Source organism: Segatella copri (assembly GCF_051861805.1).
GTDB lineage: Bacteria > Bacteroidota > Bacteroidia > Bacteroidales > Bacteroidaceae > Prevotella > Prevotella copri_M.
The window spans coordinates 1,179,311-1,194,031 of the sequence record NZ_CP146520.1; the positions used below are offsets into that span (position 1 = coordinate 1,179,311).

The following is a 14,721-nucleotide window of genomic DNA, read 5'->3' on the forward strand; positions in this document are numbered from 1 at the left end:
CATAAGAAATCTAATATCCATTCCCTTCCTGTTAATCTACTTTGTCTTTACTTTCAATTTACTTTTCAGTTAGGAATCTTACATTCTCGTATTATAAACCTTGCAGCTGAGTTCCTGGCTCAGCGCATCATCTTTTTTCGGCTGCAAAATTATAAAGAAAAGCAATACCATGCAAGTTTTTTAGCACTGAAAAATACTGAAAAGTACCTTTTTTAATTAAAAACAACACTGAAAACTACTTAAAGTTGTTAATTCCGGCATTTTTTCATCATCTTCTCATCACTATTTCTATTTATTTTTGTAAATTTGCAGCCGTTATCAGTTAGATGGAAATTCCAGCATTTTGCTGTTGAAAAGCCTGCTGATGATAAGAAGATATAAGCTAAAAGATAGAATTTATAAGTAAACAATGGAACCAAAACTTAACTTAATGAAGGCAATTTTAGGCTTGGAGCATTACTTTTGCCCCAAGTATTGTGGTATCGTAGACCGCAGAAGAGTGATAGGCTATCTACTTTTCTCGGTTTCCGAGGTACTTATTATTTTGTACCATTTTATCCTTATCCTCCGATTAGGAGAACCTCATGGGGTGGTGGCTGATGTGGTGAATGCCGTTTTGTTTGCCAGTCTGCAGCTGGCAATCTGGACCAAGAAACTTACTTTTACCAAGGGTCTCACCTTTTTATATATATTGGCTTTTGCCAAATTGACTGCCAACTGTATACTTTCCTCTGTGTTTGGCGCGTTGCCCGACGAGTTGAGTAGCATCAGCAATGTGTTTCTGGTGTTCCTGCTGGTGTTGATGGCGTTGACGCAACTGATGTATAAGACCGCATTGGCTCTTATAGCCGGTTTGGTTCCGATGGTTGTCTTCTATTTCATAGAGCATCCTGCTGTTACATCCTTCTTCGGGATGAAGGCATTCTTTGTGGGTTTTATGATGATTATCTATGTGTATATCTATAATACGAACTATGTTCTGAAGGGGCTTCGCCAGCCTCAGAAGGTTACCCACGTAGAGAGAAAGGCGCTGGATATGCTTGCCAAATTGAAGGAAAAGGATAATGATAATGCTGGAAATCTGATGGAAAGGCTGAATCCGGAATTGCGCCAGAACATTATCAATAATGCTTCGGAGCACCTGAAAAAGGAGGAACTGAATAATCTGATGTGGGATGAACTGTGTGCTGATTTGACCAATAGTGAAATACAGATCTGCAAGCTGGTGTTGAAGGATAAGAGCTTAAAGGAAATCTGCATCCTGCTTGATAAGACCGAATCCAACATCACAAGTCAGCGCAGCCATATCCGAAAGAAACTGAATATGGATCGTAAGGATGATTTAAAGCGCACCCTGGAATTGCGATTTGCGGAAATCAGAAAGAAAAAGCCATTGATATAGTTTATAGTTAAAAGTTTATAGTTTATAGCAGAATGTTGAAAACTTGCATAATTATGCGTTTTCCTGCCTTGCTATAAACTATAAACTATCAACTATAAACTAAATATCAGTCTTCCATTCTCAGGAATGCCTTAGGGAGATATTGTATCAGATCGCTGGCGATGAGGCTCTCTTTGCCGATATCCTTGATGGCGAGGTCGCCTGCCAGTCCGTGCAGGTGCATGCCTATTCGGCAGGCATCTGCCTGGTTATAGCCACGAGATAGAAGCGAGGTGATGATACCCGTCAATACATCGCCGCTGCCGGCTGTGGCCATGCCGCTGTTGCCGGTAGAGCAGAACTCCACCTTTCCGTTAGGATGGCAGAGGGCAGAATAGTGCCCCTTTAATATAATGTAGCCTTGCAGGCGCTCTGCCAGTTCTATGGCCTTGTCAAGGCGCTCCATGCAGTTGCTGCTGGTATTGCCAGCCAGTCTGTCCAGTTCTCTTGGATGAGGAGTGAAGATGATGTCCTTAGGCAACTGCTGCATCCAGGCACGATGACTCGCCAGGATGTTGAGTGCATCGGCATCTACCACCGTAGGACAGGTGGATCTTCTCAGCTGGGCTATCAGGGCGATGGCGGTGGATTCGTTGGTGCCCAGACCTGGACCTATGCCCATGGCGCTATAGTAGTCGGTGTCCACCGGTTCGCTGAAGATGGTTTCCTCAGAATCCATCTGGAGCACCGCTTCCGGCACGCTTATCTGCATAATCTCGTAGTTGCGCTTCGGCGTATGGGTAATCACCTTTCCGGTTCCCGCTCTCAGACACGCCTTGGTAGCCAGCACGGACGCACCGCTCATGCCGTAACTTCCGGCAATGATGAGTGCTGTGCCCATAGTGCCCTTGTGGGCAAAGTCGCCACGGGGCTTCATCAGCAGGCGGATGTCGTTCTCTTCCAGGATGCTGAATTTGCTTTCCGTCTTCTGGATGAATTCCGGTGAGAGTCGGATATCCAATACCTTCAGTCTTCCCAGGTATATCTGGTTGTCTGCCAGCATCATCGCCAGCTTCTTCTGCTGCAGGGTCAGCGTCAGGTCGGCACGGATGATGTTGGCTGCGATGTTGTAGGAGTTGTCTTCCGCCATCAGACCCGATGGCAGGTCGATGCTCACCACCTTGGCTGCACTCTGGTTGATGTATTTTACCAGGGACGCAAAACCGCCTGCCAGCGGTTTGTTCAAGCCGCTGCCAAAGAGACCGTCTACTACGAGCATGCCGGCTTCCAGCTGCGGAGGGTCGAAGTTGACGGTGACCTCAGTAAACTGCTTGGCGCGTTTGCTCTCGATGAGTCGCTTCTTGTTGCTGGCACAGTCGGCAGAGAGCTTGTTGTGGATGTTAAACAAGAAAACGTTAACCTGATAACCATCTTCTCCCAACATTCTTGCCACGGCAAGCGCATCGCCTCCGTTGTTGCCTGGTCCTGCGAAAACAACCACCGGAGTACGGTTAGACCATTCCGCCTCGATGGCACGTGTCAGTGCTTTAGCGGCACGTTCCATGAGGTTGAGCGAAGTGATTGGTTCATGCTCAATGGTGTATTTATCCAACTCATGTATCTGAGTACTAGTGAAAATCTTCATGTCTTTGTCCGATTATCTGATTATTTTCATGCAAAAGTACTAAAAAAAGTCGATGAAAGCATGAAGTTTCACGATTTTTTCGTAATTTTGCAGAAAATATTATATAATATGACTATGAGCATAGTAAAAATTAAGGATAAGACCTTCAAAACCTCCATTCCAGAGGCCGAAATACTCAAGAAGGTTCAGGTCGTAGCAGACCGTCTGAACAAGGACTATGAAGGCAAGACCCCCGTGTTCTTGGCAGTATTGAACGGCGCATTTATCTTCGCAGCCGACTTGATGCGAATGATTACCGTGCCAAGCGAGATTTCATTCGTGAAGTATGCTTCTTACGAGGGTACTTCCTCTACGGGCAGCATGAAGACCCTGATGGGTTTGAACCAGGATTTGGCAGGTCGCCACGTGGTTATTGTTGAGGACATCGTAGATTCCGGTTTCACCATGGCCCACATGATAGAAGACCTGAAGAAGATGAATCCAGCCAGCGTTGAGGTTTGTTCCCTCCTCGTGAAGCCAGGCAACCTGAAGGTTGACCTTGATATCAACTATGCTGTTATGGAAATCCCTAACGATTTCATCGTGGGATATGGATTGGATTACGACCAAGAAGGCAGAAACCTCCGCGACATCTACACGATTGTAGAAGAATAGGGGGTGAAGCATGTGGGAGAAACTGAGCGATTATTTTATAGATATTTCCAAATATCTTATAACAGCTGCGTTTATTACGACTTTTGTTGGAGATATGGGGGAAGAACTTCATTGGCTTATTTATCTGGTTAGCTTTATCTTGGCAGTGGCCCTTTTGGGGTTTGCTCTGTATTTTGATAAGAAAGGTAAAAAAGAAAAAGAAGCAAAGCGTAAAAAATATAATAAGTTTAACAATAAAAATAGGAGGATGTAAGATGAACACTTTAATATTTTTAGGCATGTTTACCGTTTTCTTTGGCATAACTATTGCTATACTTTTGTCTCCTTGGGGACAGAAATGGATGAATGAATATTAGTTTCTGACACAACATAAAACAATTTATATATATATTTAAGGTAAAAATGAAGAATATTGTAATTTTCGGCGCTCCTGGTGCAGGTAAGGGTACACAGAGCGACAAGATGATCGAGAAGTATGGTCTCGGTCACATTTCAACAGGTGACGTACTTCGTAACGAAATCAAGAACGGTACTGAGCTTGGTAAGACTGCTAAGGGTTATATCGACAATGGTCAGTTGATTCCTGACGAGTTGATGATCGACATCCTCGCTAGCGTATACGACAGCTTCGGTAAGGATCACGCAGGTGTCATCTTCGATGGTTTCCCACGTACCACACCACAGGCTGAGGCTTTGAAGAAGATGCTCTCAGAGCGTGGCCACAAGATTGCTGCCATGATTGAGCTCGCTGTTCCTGAGGATGAGCTGATGGCTCGTTTGCTCAACCGCGGTAAGTTGAGCGGCCGTTCTGACGATAACGAGGAGACTATCAAGAAGCGTCTCAACGTATATCACACTCAGACTGCACCTCTCATCGACTGGTATGAGAAGGAAGGTATCCACCACCACATCGAGGGTCTCGGTACAGTGGATGAGATCTTCGCCCGCGTTTGCAATGTTATCGACAACTTGTAATCAAGATAAAAAAATCTTCCCCACAACTGAGTGGGGAAGATTTATTCGTTAAATATAAAAAGAAAATATAAATGGCTGAATCCAATTTCGTAGATTATGTAAAGATCAACTGCCGCTCTGGTAAGGGTGGTAAAGGCTCCATGCACCTGCGCCACGTGAAGTACCAACCTAATGGCGGTCCTGACGGTGGCGATGGCGGACGTGGAGGAAGCATCTATCTTCGCGGCAACCACAACTACTGGACCCTGCTGCACCTGAAGTATCAGCGCCACTTCTTCGCCGAGCATGGTGGCAATGGAGGACGTGACAAGTGTCATGGCACCGACGGAAAGGACATCTATATCGATGTGCCTTGCGGTACCGTGGTTTATAATGCCGAAACCGGAAAGTTCGTTTGCGATGTGGCTTACGACGGACAGGAGGTGCTGCTCCTCAAGGGCGGCCGCGGCGGATTGGGCAACTTCCAGTTCCGTACCTCAACCAACCAGGCTCCACGCTATGCGCAGCCAGGTGAGCCTATGCAGGAGATGACCATCATCATGGAGCTGAAGCTCCTTGCCGATGTGGGTCTCGTGGGTTTCCCTAACGCCGGAAAGTCAACCCTGCTCAGCGCCGTATCCAGTGCGCGCCCAAAGATTGCCAACTATCCATTTACTACGCTCGAGCCATCGCTGGGCATCGTGGACTACCGCGACCACCAGAGCTTTGTCATGGCTGATATTCCTGGCATCATCGAGGGTGCGAGCGAAGGAAAGGGATTAGGTTTGCGATTCCTGCGCCACATAGAGCGCAACTCGCTGCTCCTCTTCATGGTTCCCGGCGATACCGACGATATCAAGAAGGAATACGAGGTGCTGCTGGGCGAGCTGAAGAACTTCAACCCTGAGATGCTCGACAAGCACCGTGTGCTCGCCATCACCAAGTGCGACCTTCTCGATGATGAGCTTATCGAGATGCTCCGCGAAACGCTGCCTACCGATCTGCCGGTGGTATTCATCTCTTCCGTCACCGGACAGGGAATCCAGGAACTCAAGGATGTGCTCTGGAAGGAGCTGAATTCCGAGAGCAACAAACTGCAGGAGATTACTGCCGAGGATACCCTCGTGCATCGTGACAAGGATATGTCACGCTTCCAGCAGGAACTTGCCGATGAGGGTGAGGACATCGTGGAATACATCGATGAGGATGAAATTGAGGACGTAGATGACCTCGATGATTTCGAATATGAGTAATCATAAAGTTCAAAGTTCAATGTTCAAAGTATATAGCATAGCTTCAGGTGTCAAGGCTTTCTCTACCACCCGCAAGGGCGGAGTGAGCCAGGGCAACTACAGCGAATTCAATATCAATGAGTATTGCGGCGACAATGCCGAGCATGTGGCTGAAAACCGCAGGCGTCTGGCTGCCGAACTGGGCGTAGAGCCTGGTCACATCATCATGCCCCATCAGGTGCATGGGGTAGAGGTGCGCCAGATAGCCGGAGAATATTTCAGCATGCCCGAGAATATCCGCAAGATGATTCTCGAGGGAGTTGATGCCGTGATGACGAATCAGGCAGGTGTGTGCATAGGCGTATCCACTGCCGATTGCATCCCGGTGCTTCTTTATGATGAGGAGCATCATGCCGTGGCAGCCATCCATGCCGGATGGCGTGGCACTCTGGCACGCATCGTTCACAAAACCATCCAGGAGATGGCGTTCACCTATCATACCGACCCTAAGAAGCTGAAGGCTGTGATAGGTCCGGGCATCTCGATCGACAGTTTCGAGGTGGGCGATGAGGTGTATGAGGCTTTCGAGCAGGCTGCCTTCCCGATGGAGGAGATTGCCGAGCAGCGTCCTAATGCAGCCTTCTCTGCCGACCCAGCAGAGCGTGAACGTCTGGCTGCCGAGGGCAACATCGTTCAGCCGCTGAAGTGGCACCTCAATCTTCCGCTCTGCAACAAGCAGATTCTTCTGCATTGCGGGGTAGCCGAAGAGAATATCCAGGATTGCGGCATCTGTACCTTCCAGCATAGCGACGAGTATTTCTCTGCTCGCAAGTTGGGCACAGAGAGCGGCAGAATCTATACTGCCATCCTCCTGGAGAAATAAATAACTCAAGTTTCGCAAGTGAGCTCCACACGCCCTGAAAGGGCAGAAGCTCCTAGCCCAGGGCAGCGCCCTGGGTAATCATGGACGCAAGTTTGTCGCCCTGTAAGGGCAAAAGCTTCAAAAGAATCAGGCAATTTACAAAGCTTTTGCCCTTACAGGGCGCCTTGTTGATTGCTATTATACCCAGGGCGATGCCCTGGGCTAGGAGCTTTTGGGCCTTCAGCCCGTACTTAAACCACTTGCGAAACTTCAATAAATAAGATTTTCATGATAACATCCATTTCTGTCTTTTCTATGAACGAAGAGGGAGAAGTGGATGTTTTTCAATTTGCAGTTAATAGCTTACTGTTAATAGTTTACAGTTAATAATTTATAGTTAATTTAGAGATTTAGAAAAATAAAGATAACGACAAAAGATAGAGATAATGAGTAGATTAAGACAGAGATTGGGGCTTGTAGCCGTCTCGGGCATGCTGATGCTATCCCTGAGCAGTTTCATGCCCGCCAAAAATGAGTTTACTGCCGCCGAGCAACAGCAGGTGAGCATCGCAACGCCAGGCCTCTTTGCCCAGAGTCAAGCTTTCAATGTTGACTTTGAGATATTCCGTGCCAAGGAATATTCCTTCCCGCTTCCTGTGGGCAAGGCTAGCCTTACCAATGGCAATAGCGTGATGCGCATCGAAACCTCGAAGGGCGACGCCGTCAAGGCGATGTTTGATGGTTATGTGCGACTCTCGCGCAAAACCGAGTCGATGGGTAATGTCATCGTCATCCGTCACGACAATGGTCTGGAAACCGTGTATGCCAACAATGCCGAGAACCTGATGAAGGTGGGACAGCATGTGGATGCCGGACAAACCATCGCCATCGTGGGTACCAAGGAGGGTGAGACCTACTGCGATTTCTCCATCATGGTGAATGGTGCACGCATCAACCCGGAAACCATCATCGAACTGAAGAGCCATAAGCTCCGCCGACAGACCGTGCAGTTCCGCAAGATAGGAAGCCGCATCAACATCACGGTGATAGGCGGCAAGGATTCCTCCGTTTCTAGAAACGATAAGAATGATAGAAACGATAAGGAAACAAATAAGAAATCGGGAAGAAGCCGTGGCGATCATGCCATGACTCTCGACCCCGACGAGGTGTACGACCCGTTTACCATCACTAACACCTTCCGTCTCGATTTGGAGAAGATAGAGGAGAAGGCATGGGCATATCCATTGCCTGATGCCCGTGTCATCAGTCCATACGGAGGTGCTCGCCGTCACTCGGGTGTGGATTTGAAGACCAAGCCTAACGACGAGATTTATGCCGCCTTCGATGGCGAGGTGGTTGCCTCGGGACCTTACTACGGCTATGGCAACTGCATCCGCATCAAGCATGCCTATGGTTTGGAAACGCTCTATAGCCATCAGAGCAAGAACATGGTGAAGAAGGGTGATAAGGTGAAGGCAGGACAGGTAATCGGTCTTACGGGCCGCACTGGCAGGGCCACCACAGAGCATCTCCATTTCGAGGTGTCTTTCGGCGGCAAGCGCCTCGACCCGGCCATCATCTTCGACCACAGCAACCATAAGCTGAAAGCCGTTACCTTGCATCTTACCAAGGGAAAGGGCGTAAAGAGCGTCAAGAACTGATTGGTAAAAGCAGCAATATCTTATCATGATTTCACTTGCTGCAAAATAAAGGAAAGAGGGTGTGTCATAAGTCCCATGACACACCCTCTTATATTTTCCCTTAAGGCTAAATTTATTTTCCCTTAAGGCTAAATATATTTACCCTTAAGGCTAATTATATTTTTCCTTCTTATTATTTTTTCTTCTGCGATTTACGGTTGGCTCTTTGTTGGCGATACTTTGCCTTCTGACGGGCAGAGCCGCTGCCGTGAGCACCCGTAATATACTTTTTCTTCTTGGCTTTGGTCTTCACCTTGTCGTCGTCGTCCTTCTTAGGTCCGCCGCCGCCTTTGAAGACCATACCGCCCATGATAATATCGTCAATTTCGCTCATATACCTTTTATATTATATAAATTAATGATGGAAGAGGCGAACGTGAGTAAACGCCATGGCGATGCCGTACTTGTCGCAAGTGTCGATAACATTATCGTCACGGATGCTACCGCCTGCTTCTGCTATGTATTCCACACCGCTCTTGTGAGCACGCTCGATGTTGTCGCCGAATGGGAAGAAAGCATCGCTACCAACGCTCACACCCTTGTTCTGCGCAATCCACGCCTTCTTCTCCTCGCGGGTCAATGGCTCAGGCTTCTCTGTGAAGAACTGCTCCCAAACGCCATCCTGCAATACATCCTCCCACTCGTCAGAGATATAGACGTTGATGGTGTTGTCGCGGTCGGCACGGCGAATCTTCTCCTTGAAAGGCAGGTTCATCACCTTAGGACACTGGCGCAACCACCACTCATCAGCCTTGGAACCGGCAAGACGGGTGCAGTGGATACGGCTCTGCTGACCGGCACCGATACCGATGGCCTGACCATCCTTCACGTAGCATACAGAGTTACTCTGTGTATACTTCAAGGTGATGAGCGAGATAATCAGGTCGCGCTTAGCCTCATCGGTGAAAGTCTTGTTCTTGGTAGGGATATCCTCGAAGAGAGCTGGGTCGTCGAGCTTCACCTCATTGCGTCCCTGCTCAAAGGTAACACCAAACACCTGCTTGTGCTCGATAGGAGCAGGCACGTAGTCAGGGTCAATCTTGATAACGCAGTAAGTACCCTTGCGCTTCTCCTTCAGCACCTCGATAGCCTCAGGAGTATAGCCTGGAGCAATCACGCCGTCGCTCACTTCACGCTTGATGAGCAGGGCTGTAGCCTCGTCGCATACATCGCTCAGGGCAACGAAGTCACCGTAAGAGCACATGCGGTCGGCACCGCGTGCACGAGCGTAGGCACAAGCCAGCGGAGAGAGCTCAAACTTCACGTCGTCCACGAAGTAGATCTTCTTCAAGGTGTCGCTCAGCGGCAAGCCGATGGCAGCACCGGCAGGAGAAACGTGTTTGAAACTAGCGGCAGCAGGCATACCTGTAGCAGCCTTCAGTTCCTTGACCAATTGCCAAGAGTTGAAAGCATCCAGGAAGTTGATGTAGCCAGGTCGGCCGTTGATAACTTCGATAGGCAGTTCCCTTCCGTCATCCATATAGATGCGCGAAGGCTTCTGATTCGGATTACATCCGTACTTAAGTGCTAATTCTTTCATCTTAATTAAGAAATGTATTTAGAATTTGGTGCAAAATTACAAAAAAAATATGAGAATCCCATTTTTTTTGTGGGAAATTCAAAAATAATCTTCCAAACATTACTCCAATTCAAAAATAATATGTATTTTTGCGCCCAGTTAGATAAAAAGAGTTTGTGAATTTGAGAAATTGAAATTTTGAGGAAGGGAAAATCAGAATGAAGAATGATTTGAAAATCCTCGCCGCAGCTTTGGAGAAGAAGCTCGGCAAGGCACACGTTGAGCACGATAAGAAGGAGGAGCCCCATAAGGCGAAAGTGCTGCACAAGGTGTGGGATATTTTGAAAGGAAAGGAGAAACCATCTATTCAGACGCTCAACCGTCTGGCATTGCTTGCCGGCTTCCAGAGTTGGGCTGATTTCCAGGGCGCATTGCACGGCACCGACGACGGGTTGGTGAACTATAGCGCCGGGGAATAGATAGAAGATCATAGATTAAAAAGATATTAGGCATTAAAGTGTGGTTTTTAAGTAAAGGAAAGGGCATCCAGTCGTGAGACCGGATGCCCTTTTTCTTCTAATTCTAATTTTTAATAGGTAACCAAGAAAAAATTACTCGGCGCCCTTTGTGATGGTCTTCTTCTCAGCGATACGAGCCTTCTTACCGGTGAGCTTACGCAAGTAATACAACTTAGCGCGACGTACCTTACCGTGCTTGTTCACCTCGATAGAATCGATAGCTGGTGACTCGATAGGGAAGATACGCTCAACACCTACAGTACCAGACATCTTGCGAACTGTGAAACGCTTCTTGTCACCATGACCAGAGATCTTGATAACAACACCACGATAGAGCTGGATACGCTCCTTTGTACCCTCGACGATTTTGTAAGCGACTGTGATAGTATCACCTGCCTTGAACTCAGGGAACTTCTTGCCGGTTGCAAATGCTTCTTCAGCAACTTTAATCAAATCCATTTTTTGTATAAAATTAAAAATTGTTTGTCGTTCCAACGCAACATGGCCGAGCAACACTTCTACCCAGACAACAGCGGTTACGCCGAAAAGCGGGTGCAAAGTTACGACTTTTTCTCGTATCTTGCAAATTTTCAGCCACTTTCTTTCTTTTTTCTCGCAGATTTAACTATTTTTCTTTCTTGTCAGCGTCTTTTCCCACAGATTTCACGGATTTCACAGATTTATTTTGTATTTTTGCACTCCGAAACATTAAGATAACAATAAATATGAAGAAAAAGAACGGTATGAAGGTGGCACTTGCATCAACGGTGATGCTGCTGATGGCAAGTCCTGCTTTTGCTCAGAAATTCAAGGTTGCGAAGGTGGAACGCACTCGCATCCTTATCGACAAGCGTTGGGATGCCCAGCCCGATGCTGAGGCGGCTGCGTTCATCGCACCTTACAAGCACAAGGTGGATAGCATCATGGGGCCTGTGGTGGGCAGCATTGCACACGATATGACGCGCCATCGCCCCGAGAGCGAACTCAGTAACCTGCTCAGCGATATCCTGGTATGGGGTGGCAGTCAGTTTGACGAGAAGCCCGTCTTCTCGGTATACAATATGGGCGGCATCCGAAGCAATCTTGCCAAGGGAAAGATCACCGTGGGCGATGTAAACGATATGGCTCCTTTTGAGAACAAAATCTGTTTCCTCACCCTCAAGGGCGACAAGGTGCTCGAACTCTTCCAGCAGATTGCCCATCGTGGCGGAGAGGGACTGAGCCATGCCGTGAGAATGGTTATCACCAAGGATGGCAAACTGAAGAGCGCCACCCTGAACGGCGAACCTATAGACCCGGAGAAGAGCTATCGCATCGCCACCCTCGATTATCTGGCCGAAGGCAACGACCAGTTGGTAGCCTTCAAGAGCGGCACCGACGTATTCGCCCCTAAGCAGAAGGAGAACAACGTGCGTTACATCATCATGAACTACTTCCGCGAAATGAAGGCGCAGGGCAAGGTGGTGGAATCCAAGATAGAAGGGCGCTGTGTAGTTGATAGTTTATAGTTGATAAATAAGTACAGAAATGAAACATACATTATTATATATAGGGATGCTCCTGGCATCCTTCATGATGCAGCCAGCCGCAGCGCAGGCTAAAGCTCCAAAGCAGGCTAAAGCCCAGAAAGAGGCAAAGGTAGTTAAGCAGCTCGTGGTGCTCCATACCAATGATACCCATTCGTGCGTGATGCCCATCAATCCCAATCTTGCCGATACGGCGATGGCAAACCGTGGCGGCTATCTCCGCCGCGTAGCCATGATCAAGCAGGAACGCAAGGCGAATCCCGACCTGCTGCTCTTCGACAGTGGCGATTTCTCGCAGGGATCCCCTTATTATTCACTCTTCAAGGGCGATGTAGAGGTAGGGTTGATGAACGAGATGAAATATGATGCCGCCACCATCGGCAATCACGAGTTTGATTTCGGCATCGACAACATGGTTCGCATCTTCAAGATGGCGAAGTTCCCTATCGTCTGCTCCAACTACGATTTCGCGGGCACCGAACTGGCTTCCATCGTAAAGCCTTACGTGGTGTTGAAGCGCAAGGGGCTGAAGATAGGTGTCTTCGGACTGGGTCCGGAACTAGCCGGCTTGGTTACCGAAGCCAACTATGGCTGTATCAAATATCTCGACCCCATCGCCAAGACGAAGGAGATGACGGAGATATTGAAGAAGAAGGAGAAGTGTGATGTCATCATCTGCATTTCCCATCTGGGCTGGAAGATAGATGGCATCGATGATTCCGAGGTAGCCCCAGCCACCCGCGACATCGACCTGATATTGGGCGGTCATAGCCACACCTACTTCAAGCAGCTGGAATATCTGAACAATCTCGATGGCAAGCCAGTGCCTGTAGACCAGAACGGCAAGAGTGCCATCTGGGTAGGCAAGATGACATTGGATATTGTGAAGAATAAATAAAACTTATACAAAGACAAAAAACAAAAAGACTCCCCGAAAAGCACGGGGAGTCTTTTTGTTTTTTTATATCTTATCAGGAAAACTGTTATTCCTTGTTAGAAGAAGCATAGAGTCCGATGCAGGCTCCGAGGAAGCCGCCGCTCTTCTGGGTGCTCAGGTTAGAGGCATCCACGCCCTTGGCAAGCAGCTGCCAGCTGCCGCCTTCCTCAGCATAATAGAAATCATAATATCTGTCGTGACCTTCTACCTTCAGCTTCAGCTTGCCTGCCTTGATTGGGGCTGAGGCGATGGTGACGTTGTTCTTCTCGGCACGGGTCAGGGTAATCATCAGCTTGCCCTTCTTCATGGTCTTGCCCAACACGAAGTTGTGGTCTTCCTTCTGGAGAAGCGCCAAACCTGCTATCTCCTTGTCGTTGCGAGGAGTGAAGTTGATTTCTGTCTCGGCAGAGAAGGTGCCGTGCTGCTGACGTGCCCAGATGGCAGACATCGGTTCACGCTTGTAGATATTGCCTGGCAGCAGATTCATGTTCAGCTTGCCGTTTTCTACCTTATAGCAATCTGTAAAGTCGCGGAGGAACATCCAGCGTGGGTTCAAATCCTTCAGACCAACACCGTTGTCGGCTGCATCGAAGTTATCCACATAGCTGAAGTTGCCCGAGAACTCATTCTTTGCGGCTGGCTTCAAACCTGCCTTTTCGCCTACTGTAGAAATAGGGGTGTTCTTGGCGAGAATCTCTGGCCATCCGTTTTTCCATGTTACCGGCAGGAGATAGGTGTCGCGACCAGTGTTGTACATATCTTCCTCGTAAGGGCGGCAAGCCAGGAACACTGCCCACCAGTTGCCCTTGCCATCTTCTACGATGTCGGCATGGCCGGCACTTGATACAGGGTCCTTGCGGTTTGGATCCAAGCCTGTGCGCTGGGTGAGGATAGGGTTGTTAGGGCATTCCTCCCATGGACCCATCGGATTCTTGGCACGCAGGATTACCTCGCTGTGCCATCCGCCTGTACCGCCTTCTGCACACATCAGATAATAGAACTTGCCCTTCTTGAAGAGGTGTGGACCCTCAATCCAGATAGGACGAGCCTCAACATGGGTTCCGCCACGAAGAATCTCCTTGAAGTCGCCCTTGATGCTGTCGCCCTTCACGTCGAATTCGAAGCAGCGGATAGCACGCTGGCCCTCATAGTCGGCACCGCCTACCACCGGACCGTTGTGCACGATGTAGCCCTTGCCGTTGTCATCGAAGAAGAAGCTAGGGTCGATGCCGTCAATCTTCTTCAGATAGATAGGCTCGCTCCAGCCCTTGGATGGGTCCTTTGACTTGACGAAGAAGTTGCCGGCACCCACGTTGGTGGTGATCATATAGAAGGTCTTGTTCTTCTTGTTGTAGCTGATGGCTGGTGCGAAGATACCGCCTGATACATGCTGTCCCTTCAGAGGTACCTGTGATTGGCGGGTGAGCACATGTCCGGCAGGAGTCCAGTTTACCAGATCCTTGCTGGTAGAGAGAGGCACACCTGGGAAGAAGGTGAAGGATGAGTTCACCAGATAATAGGTGTCGCCCACGCGGCAGAGCGATGGGTCAGGATAGAAACCTGCCAGCACAGGGTTGTAATACTGATGAGTCTTGTCGATGGGCACGTTAAATCGTGCATCGTTGCCTGCATACTTGAAGTAGTCGAACTGAGCGTTCTGCGCCTGAGCTCCGGCAGCAAGCATCATCGAAAGCGATAAGATTGCTAATTTCTTCATTATGTCCGTTAATTTTTAAAGATTATATATTTCAAAGATTATATTTCAAAAGCTGCTGATTTTCTGTTCTTTTGAT

General features: G+C 48.4%; 15 protein-coding genes. 10 read left to right on the forward strand and 5 right to left on the reverse strand.

Annotated features, from left to right (window positions below):
- Positions 1 to 430: 430 nt before the first annotated feature.
- Entirely contained in the window at positions 431 to 1,402 is a 972-nt protein-coding gene (locus V8Z93_RS04585) for a helix-turn-helix transcriptional regulator (protein ID WP_439432515.1), read from the forward strand.
- 106 nt (positions 1,403 to 1,508) lie between these two features.
- Here V8Z93_RS04585 and V8Z93_RS04590 read toward each other — a convergent pair whose 3' ends face one another.
- Positions 1,509 to 3,026 (reverse strand): NAD(P)H-hydrate dehydratase, encoded by a 1,518-nt coding sequence (locus V8Z93_RS04590; RefSeq protein WP_203048920.1) that lies wholly within the window; start codon positions 3,024 to 3,026, stop codon positions 1,509 to 1,511.
- 114 nt (positions 3,027 to 3,140) lie between these two features.
- On the opposite strand from V8Z93_RS04590, the gene hpt reads away from it, so the two are divergent.
- The 6 genes from hpt to V8Z93_RS04620 all read left to right on the forward strand — a co-directional run bounded on the left by hpt (position 3,141) and on the right by V8Z93_RS04620 (position 8,389).
- Complete coding sequence (hpt, locus tag V8Z93_RS04595; RefSeq protein ID WP_203048921.1) at positions 3,141 to 3,680, forward strand: hypoxanthine phosphoribosyltransferase; 540 nt, start codon at positions 3,141 to 3,143, stop codon at positions 3,678 to 3,680.
- A gap of 10 nt (positions 3,681 to 3,690) precedes the next feature.
- Positions 3,691 to 3,933, forward strand: a complete 243-nt coding sequence (locus V8Z93_RS04600) for a DUF6722 family protein (RefSeq protein ID WP_218411779.1) — start codon at positions 3,691 to 3,693, stop codon at positions 3,931 to 3,933.
- 149 nt (positions 3,934 to 4,082) lie between these two features.
- Positions 4,083 to 4,655, forward strand: a complete 573-nt coding sequence (locus V8Z93_RS04605; RefSeq protein ID WP_089543891.1) for an adenylate kinase — start codon at positions 4,083 to 4,085, stop codon at positions 4,653 to 4,655.
- Positions 4,656 to 4,726: 71 nt separating this feature from the next.
- Positions 4,727 to 5,887 (forward strand): GTPase ObgE, encoded by a 1,161-nt coding sequence (obgE, locus tag V8Z93_RS04610; RefSeq protein ID WP_203048922.1) that lies wholly within the window; start codon positions 4,727 to 4,729, stop codon positions 5,885 to 5,887.
- Positions 5,888 to 5,906: 19 nt separating this feature from the next.
- The gene (gene pgeF, locus V8Z93_RS04615) at positions 5,907 to 6,749 is read left to right on the forward strand and encodes a peptidoglycan editing factor PgeF (RefSeq protein ID WP_439432516.1); all 843 of its coding nucleotides are present in this window, start codon (positions 5,907 to 5,909) and stop codon (positions 6,747 to 6,749) included.
- Between the two features lie 425 nt (positions 6,750 to 7,174).
- Positions 7,175 to 8,389 (forward strand): peptidoglycan DD-metalloendopeptidase family protein, encoded by a 1,215-nt coding sequence (locus tag V8Z93_RS04620; protein WP_439432517.1) that lies wholly within the window; start codon positions 7,175 to 7,177, stop codon positions 8,387 to 8,389.
- Between the two features lie 172 nt (positions 8,390 to 8,561).
- On the opposite strand, the gene V8Z93_RS04625 is transcribed toward V8Z93_RS04620, so the two are convergent.
- Entirely contained in the window at positions 8,562 to 8,762 is a 201-nt protein-coding gene (locus V8Z93_RS04625; protein ID WP_153086019.1) for a hypothetical protein, read from the reverse strand.
- A 21-nt stretch (positions 8,763 to 8,783) separates the two neighbouring features.
- A complete protein-coding gene (locus V8Z93_RS04630) occupies positions 8,784 to 9,968 on the reverse strand; it encodes a phosphoribosylaminoimidazolecarboxamide formyltransferase (RefSeq protein WP_203040775.1) in 1,185 nt (394 codons plus the stop codon).
- Positions 9,969 to 10,165: 197 nt separating this feature from the next.
- Between V8Z93_RS04630 and V8Z93_RS04635 the strand changes: the two genes are divergently transcribed.
- On the forward strand, positions 10,166 to 10,426 hold the full coding sequence (locus V8Z93_RS04635) for a hypothetical protein (protein WP_203040776.1): 261 nt from the start codon (positions 10,166 to 10,168) through the stop codon (positions 10,424 to 10,426).
- A gap of 132 nt (positions 10,427 to 10,558) precedes the next feature.
- Here V8Z93_RS04635 and rplS read toward each other — a convergent pair whose 3' ends face one another.
- Complete coding sequence (gene rplS, locus V8Z93_RS04640) at positions 10,559 to 10,924, reverse strand: 50S ribosomal protein L19 (protein ID WP_203040777.1); 366 nt, start codon at positions 10,922 to 10,924, stop codon at positions 10,559 to 10,561.
- A 311-nt stretch (positions 10,925 to 11,235) separates the two neighbouring features.
- Here rplS and V8Z93_RS04645 point away from each other — a divergent pair, with 311 nt between their 5' ends.
- The gene (locus V8Z93_RS04645) at positions 11,236 to 11,973 is read left to right on the forward strand and encodes a 5'-nucleotidase C-terminal domain-containing protein (protein ID WP_439432823.1); all 738 of its coding nucleotides are present in this window, start codon (positions 11,236 to 11,238) and stop codon (positions 11,971 to 11,973) included.
- Between the two features lie 19 nt (positions 11,974 to 11,992).
- Positions 11,993 to 12,889: a bifunctional metallophosphatase/5'-nucleotidase gene (locus V8Z93_RS04650; RefSeq protein WP_439432518.1), complete on the forward strand. Its 897-nt coding sequence runs from the start codon at positions 11,993 to 11,995 to the stop codon at positions 12,887 to 12,889.
- 85 nt (positions 12,890 to 12,974) lie between these two features.
- Here V8Z93_RS04650 and V8Z93_RS04655 read toward each other — a convergent pair whose 3' ends face one another.
- Positions 12,975 to 14,645, reverse strand: coding sequence for a glycoside hydrolase family 43 protein (locus tag V8Z93_RS04655; RefSeq protein WP_203048926.1), 1,671 nt, complete (start codon positions 14,643 to 14,645; stop codon positions 12,975 to 12,977).
- Positions 14,646 to 14,721: the final 76 nt, after the last annotated feature.

Excerpts from the sequence above, each read along its gene's own strand:
- V8Z93_RS04635 (WP_203040776.1), top strand. The coding sequence starts at position 10,166 with ATGAAGAATGATTTGAAAATCCTCGCCGCAGCTTTGGAGAAGAAGCTC.
- hpt (WP_203048921.1), top strand. The coding sequence starts at position 3,141 with ATGAGCATAGTAAAAATTAAGGATAAGACCTTCAAAACCTCCATTCCA.
- obgE (WP_203048922.1), top strand. The coding sequence starts at position 4,727 with ATGGCTGAATCCAATTTCGTAGATTATGTAAAGATCAACTGCCGCTCT.
- V8Z93_RS04655 (WP_203048926.1), bottom strand. The coding sequence starts at position 14,645 with ATGAAGAAATTAGCAATCTTATCGCTTTCGATGATGCTTGCTGCCGGA.
- V8Z93_RS04600 (WP_218411779.1), top strand. The coding sequence starts at position 3,691 with ATGTGGGAGAAACTGAGCGATTATTTTATAGATATTTCCAAATATCTT.
- V8Z93_RS04645 (WP_439432823.1), top strand. The coding sequence starts at position 11,236 with ATGCTGCTGATGGCAAGTCCTGCTTTTGCTCAGAAATTCAAGGTTGCG.
- rplS (WP_203040777.1), bottom strand. The coding sequence starts at position 10,924 with ATGGATTTGATTAAAGTTGCTGAAGAAGCATTTGCAACCGGCAAGAAG.
- V8Z93_RS04605 (WP_089543891.1), top strand. The coding sequence starts at position 4,083 with ATGAAGAATATTGTAATTTTCGGCGCTCCTGGTGCAGGTAAGGGTACA.
- V8Z93_RS04630 (WP_203040775.1), bottom strand. The coding sequence starts at position 9,968 with ATGAAAGAATTAGCACTTAAGTACGGATGTAATCCGAATCAGAAGCCT.
- V8Z93_RS04625 (WP_153086019.1), bottom strand. The coding sequence starts at position 8,762 with ATGAGCGAAATTGACGATATTATCATGGGCGGTATGGTCTTCAAAGGC.
- pgeF (WP_439432516.1), top strand. The coding sequence starts at position 5,907 with ATGTTCAAAGTATATAGCATAGCTTCAGGTGTCAAGGCTTTCTCTACC.
- V8Z93_RS04585 (WP_439432515.1), top strand. The coding sequence starts at position 431 with ATGAAGGCAATTTTAGGCTTGGAGCATTACTTTTGCCCCAAGTATTGT.
- V8Z93_RS04590 (WP_203048920.1), bottom strand. The coding sequence starts at position 3,026 with ATGAAGATTTTCACTAGTACTCAGATACATGAGTTGGATAAATACACC.
- V8Z93_RS04620 (WP_439432517.1), top strand. The coding sequence starts at position 7,175 with ATGAGTAGATTAAGACAGAGATTGGGGCTTGTAGCCGTCTCGGGCATG.
- V8Z93_RS04650 (WP_439432518.1), top strand. The coding sequence starts at position 11,993 with ATGAAACATACATTATTATATATAGGGATGCTCCTGGCATCCTTCATG.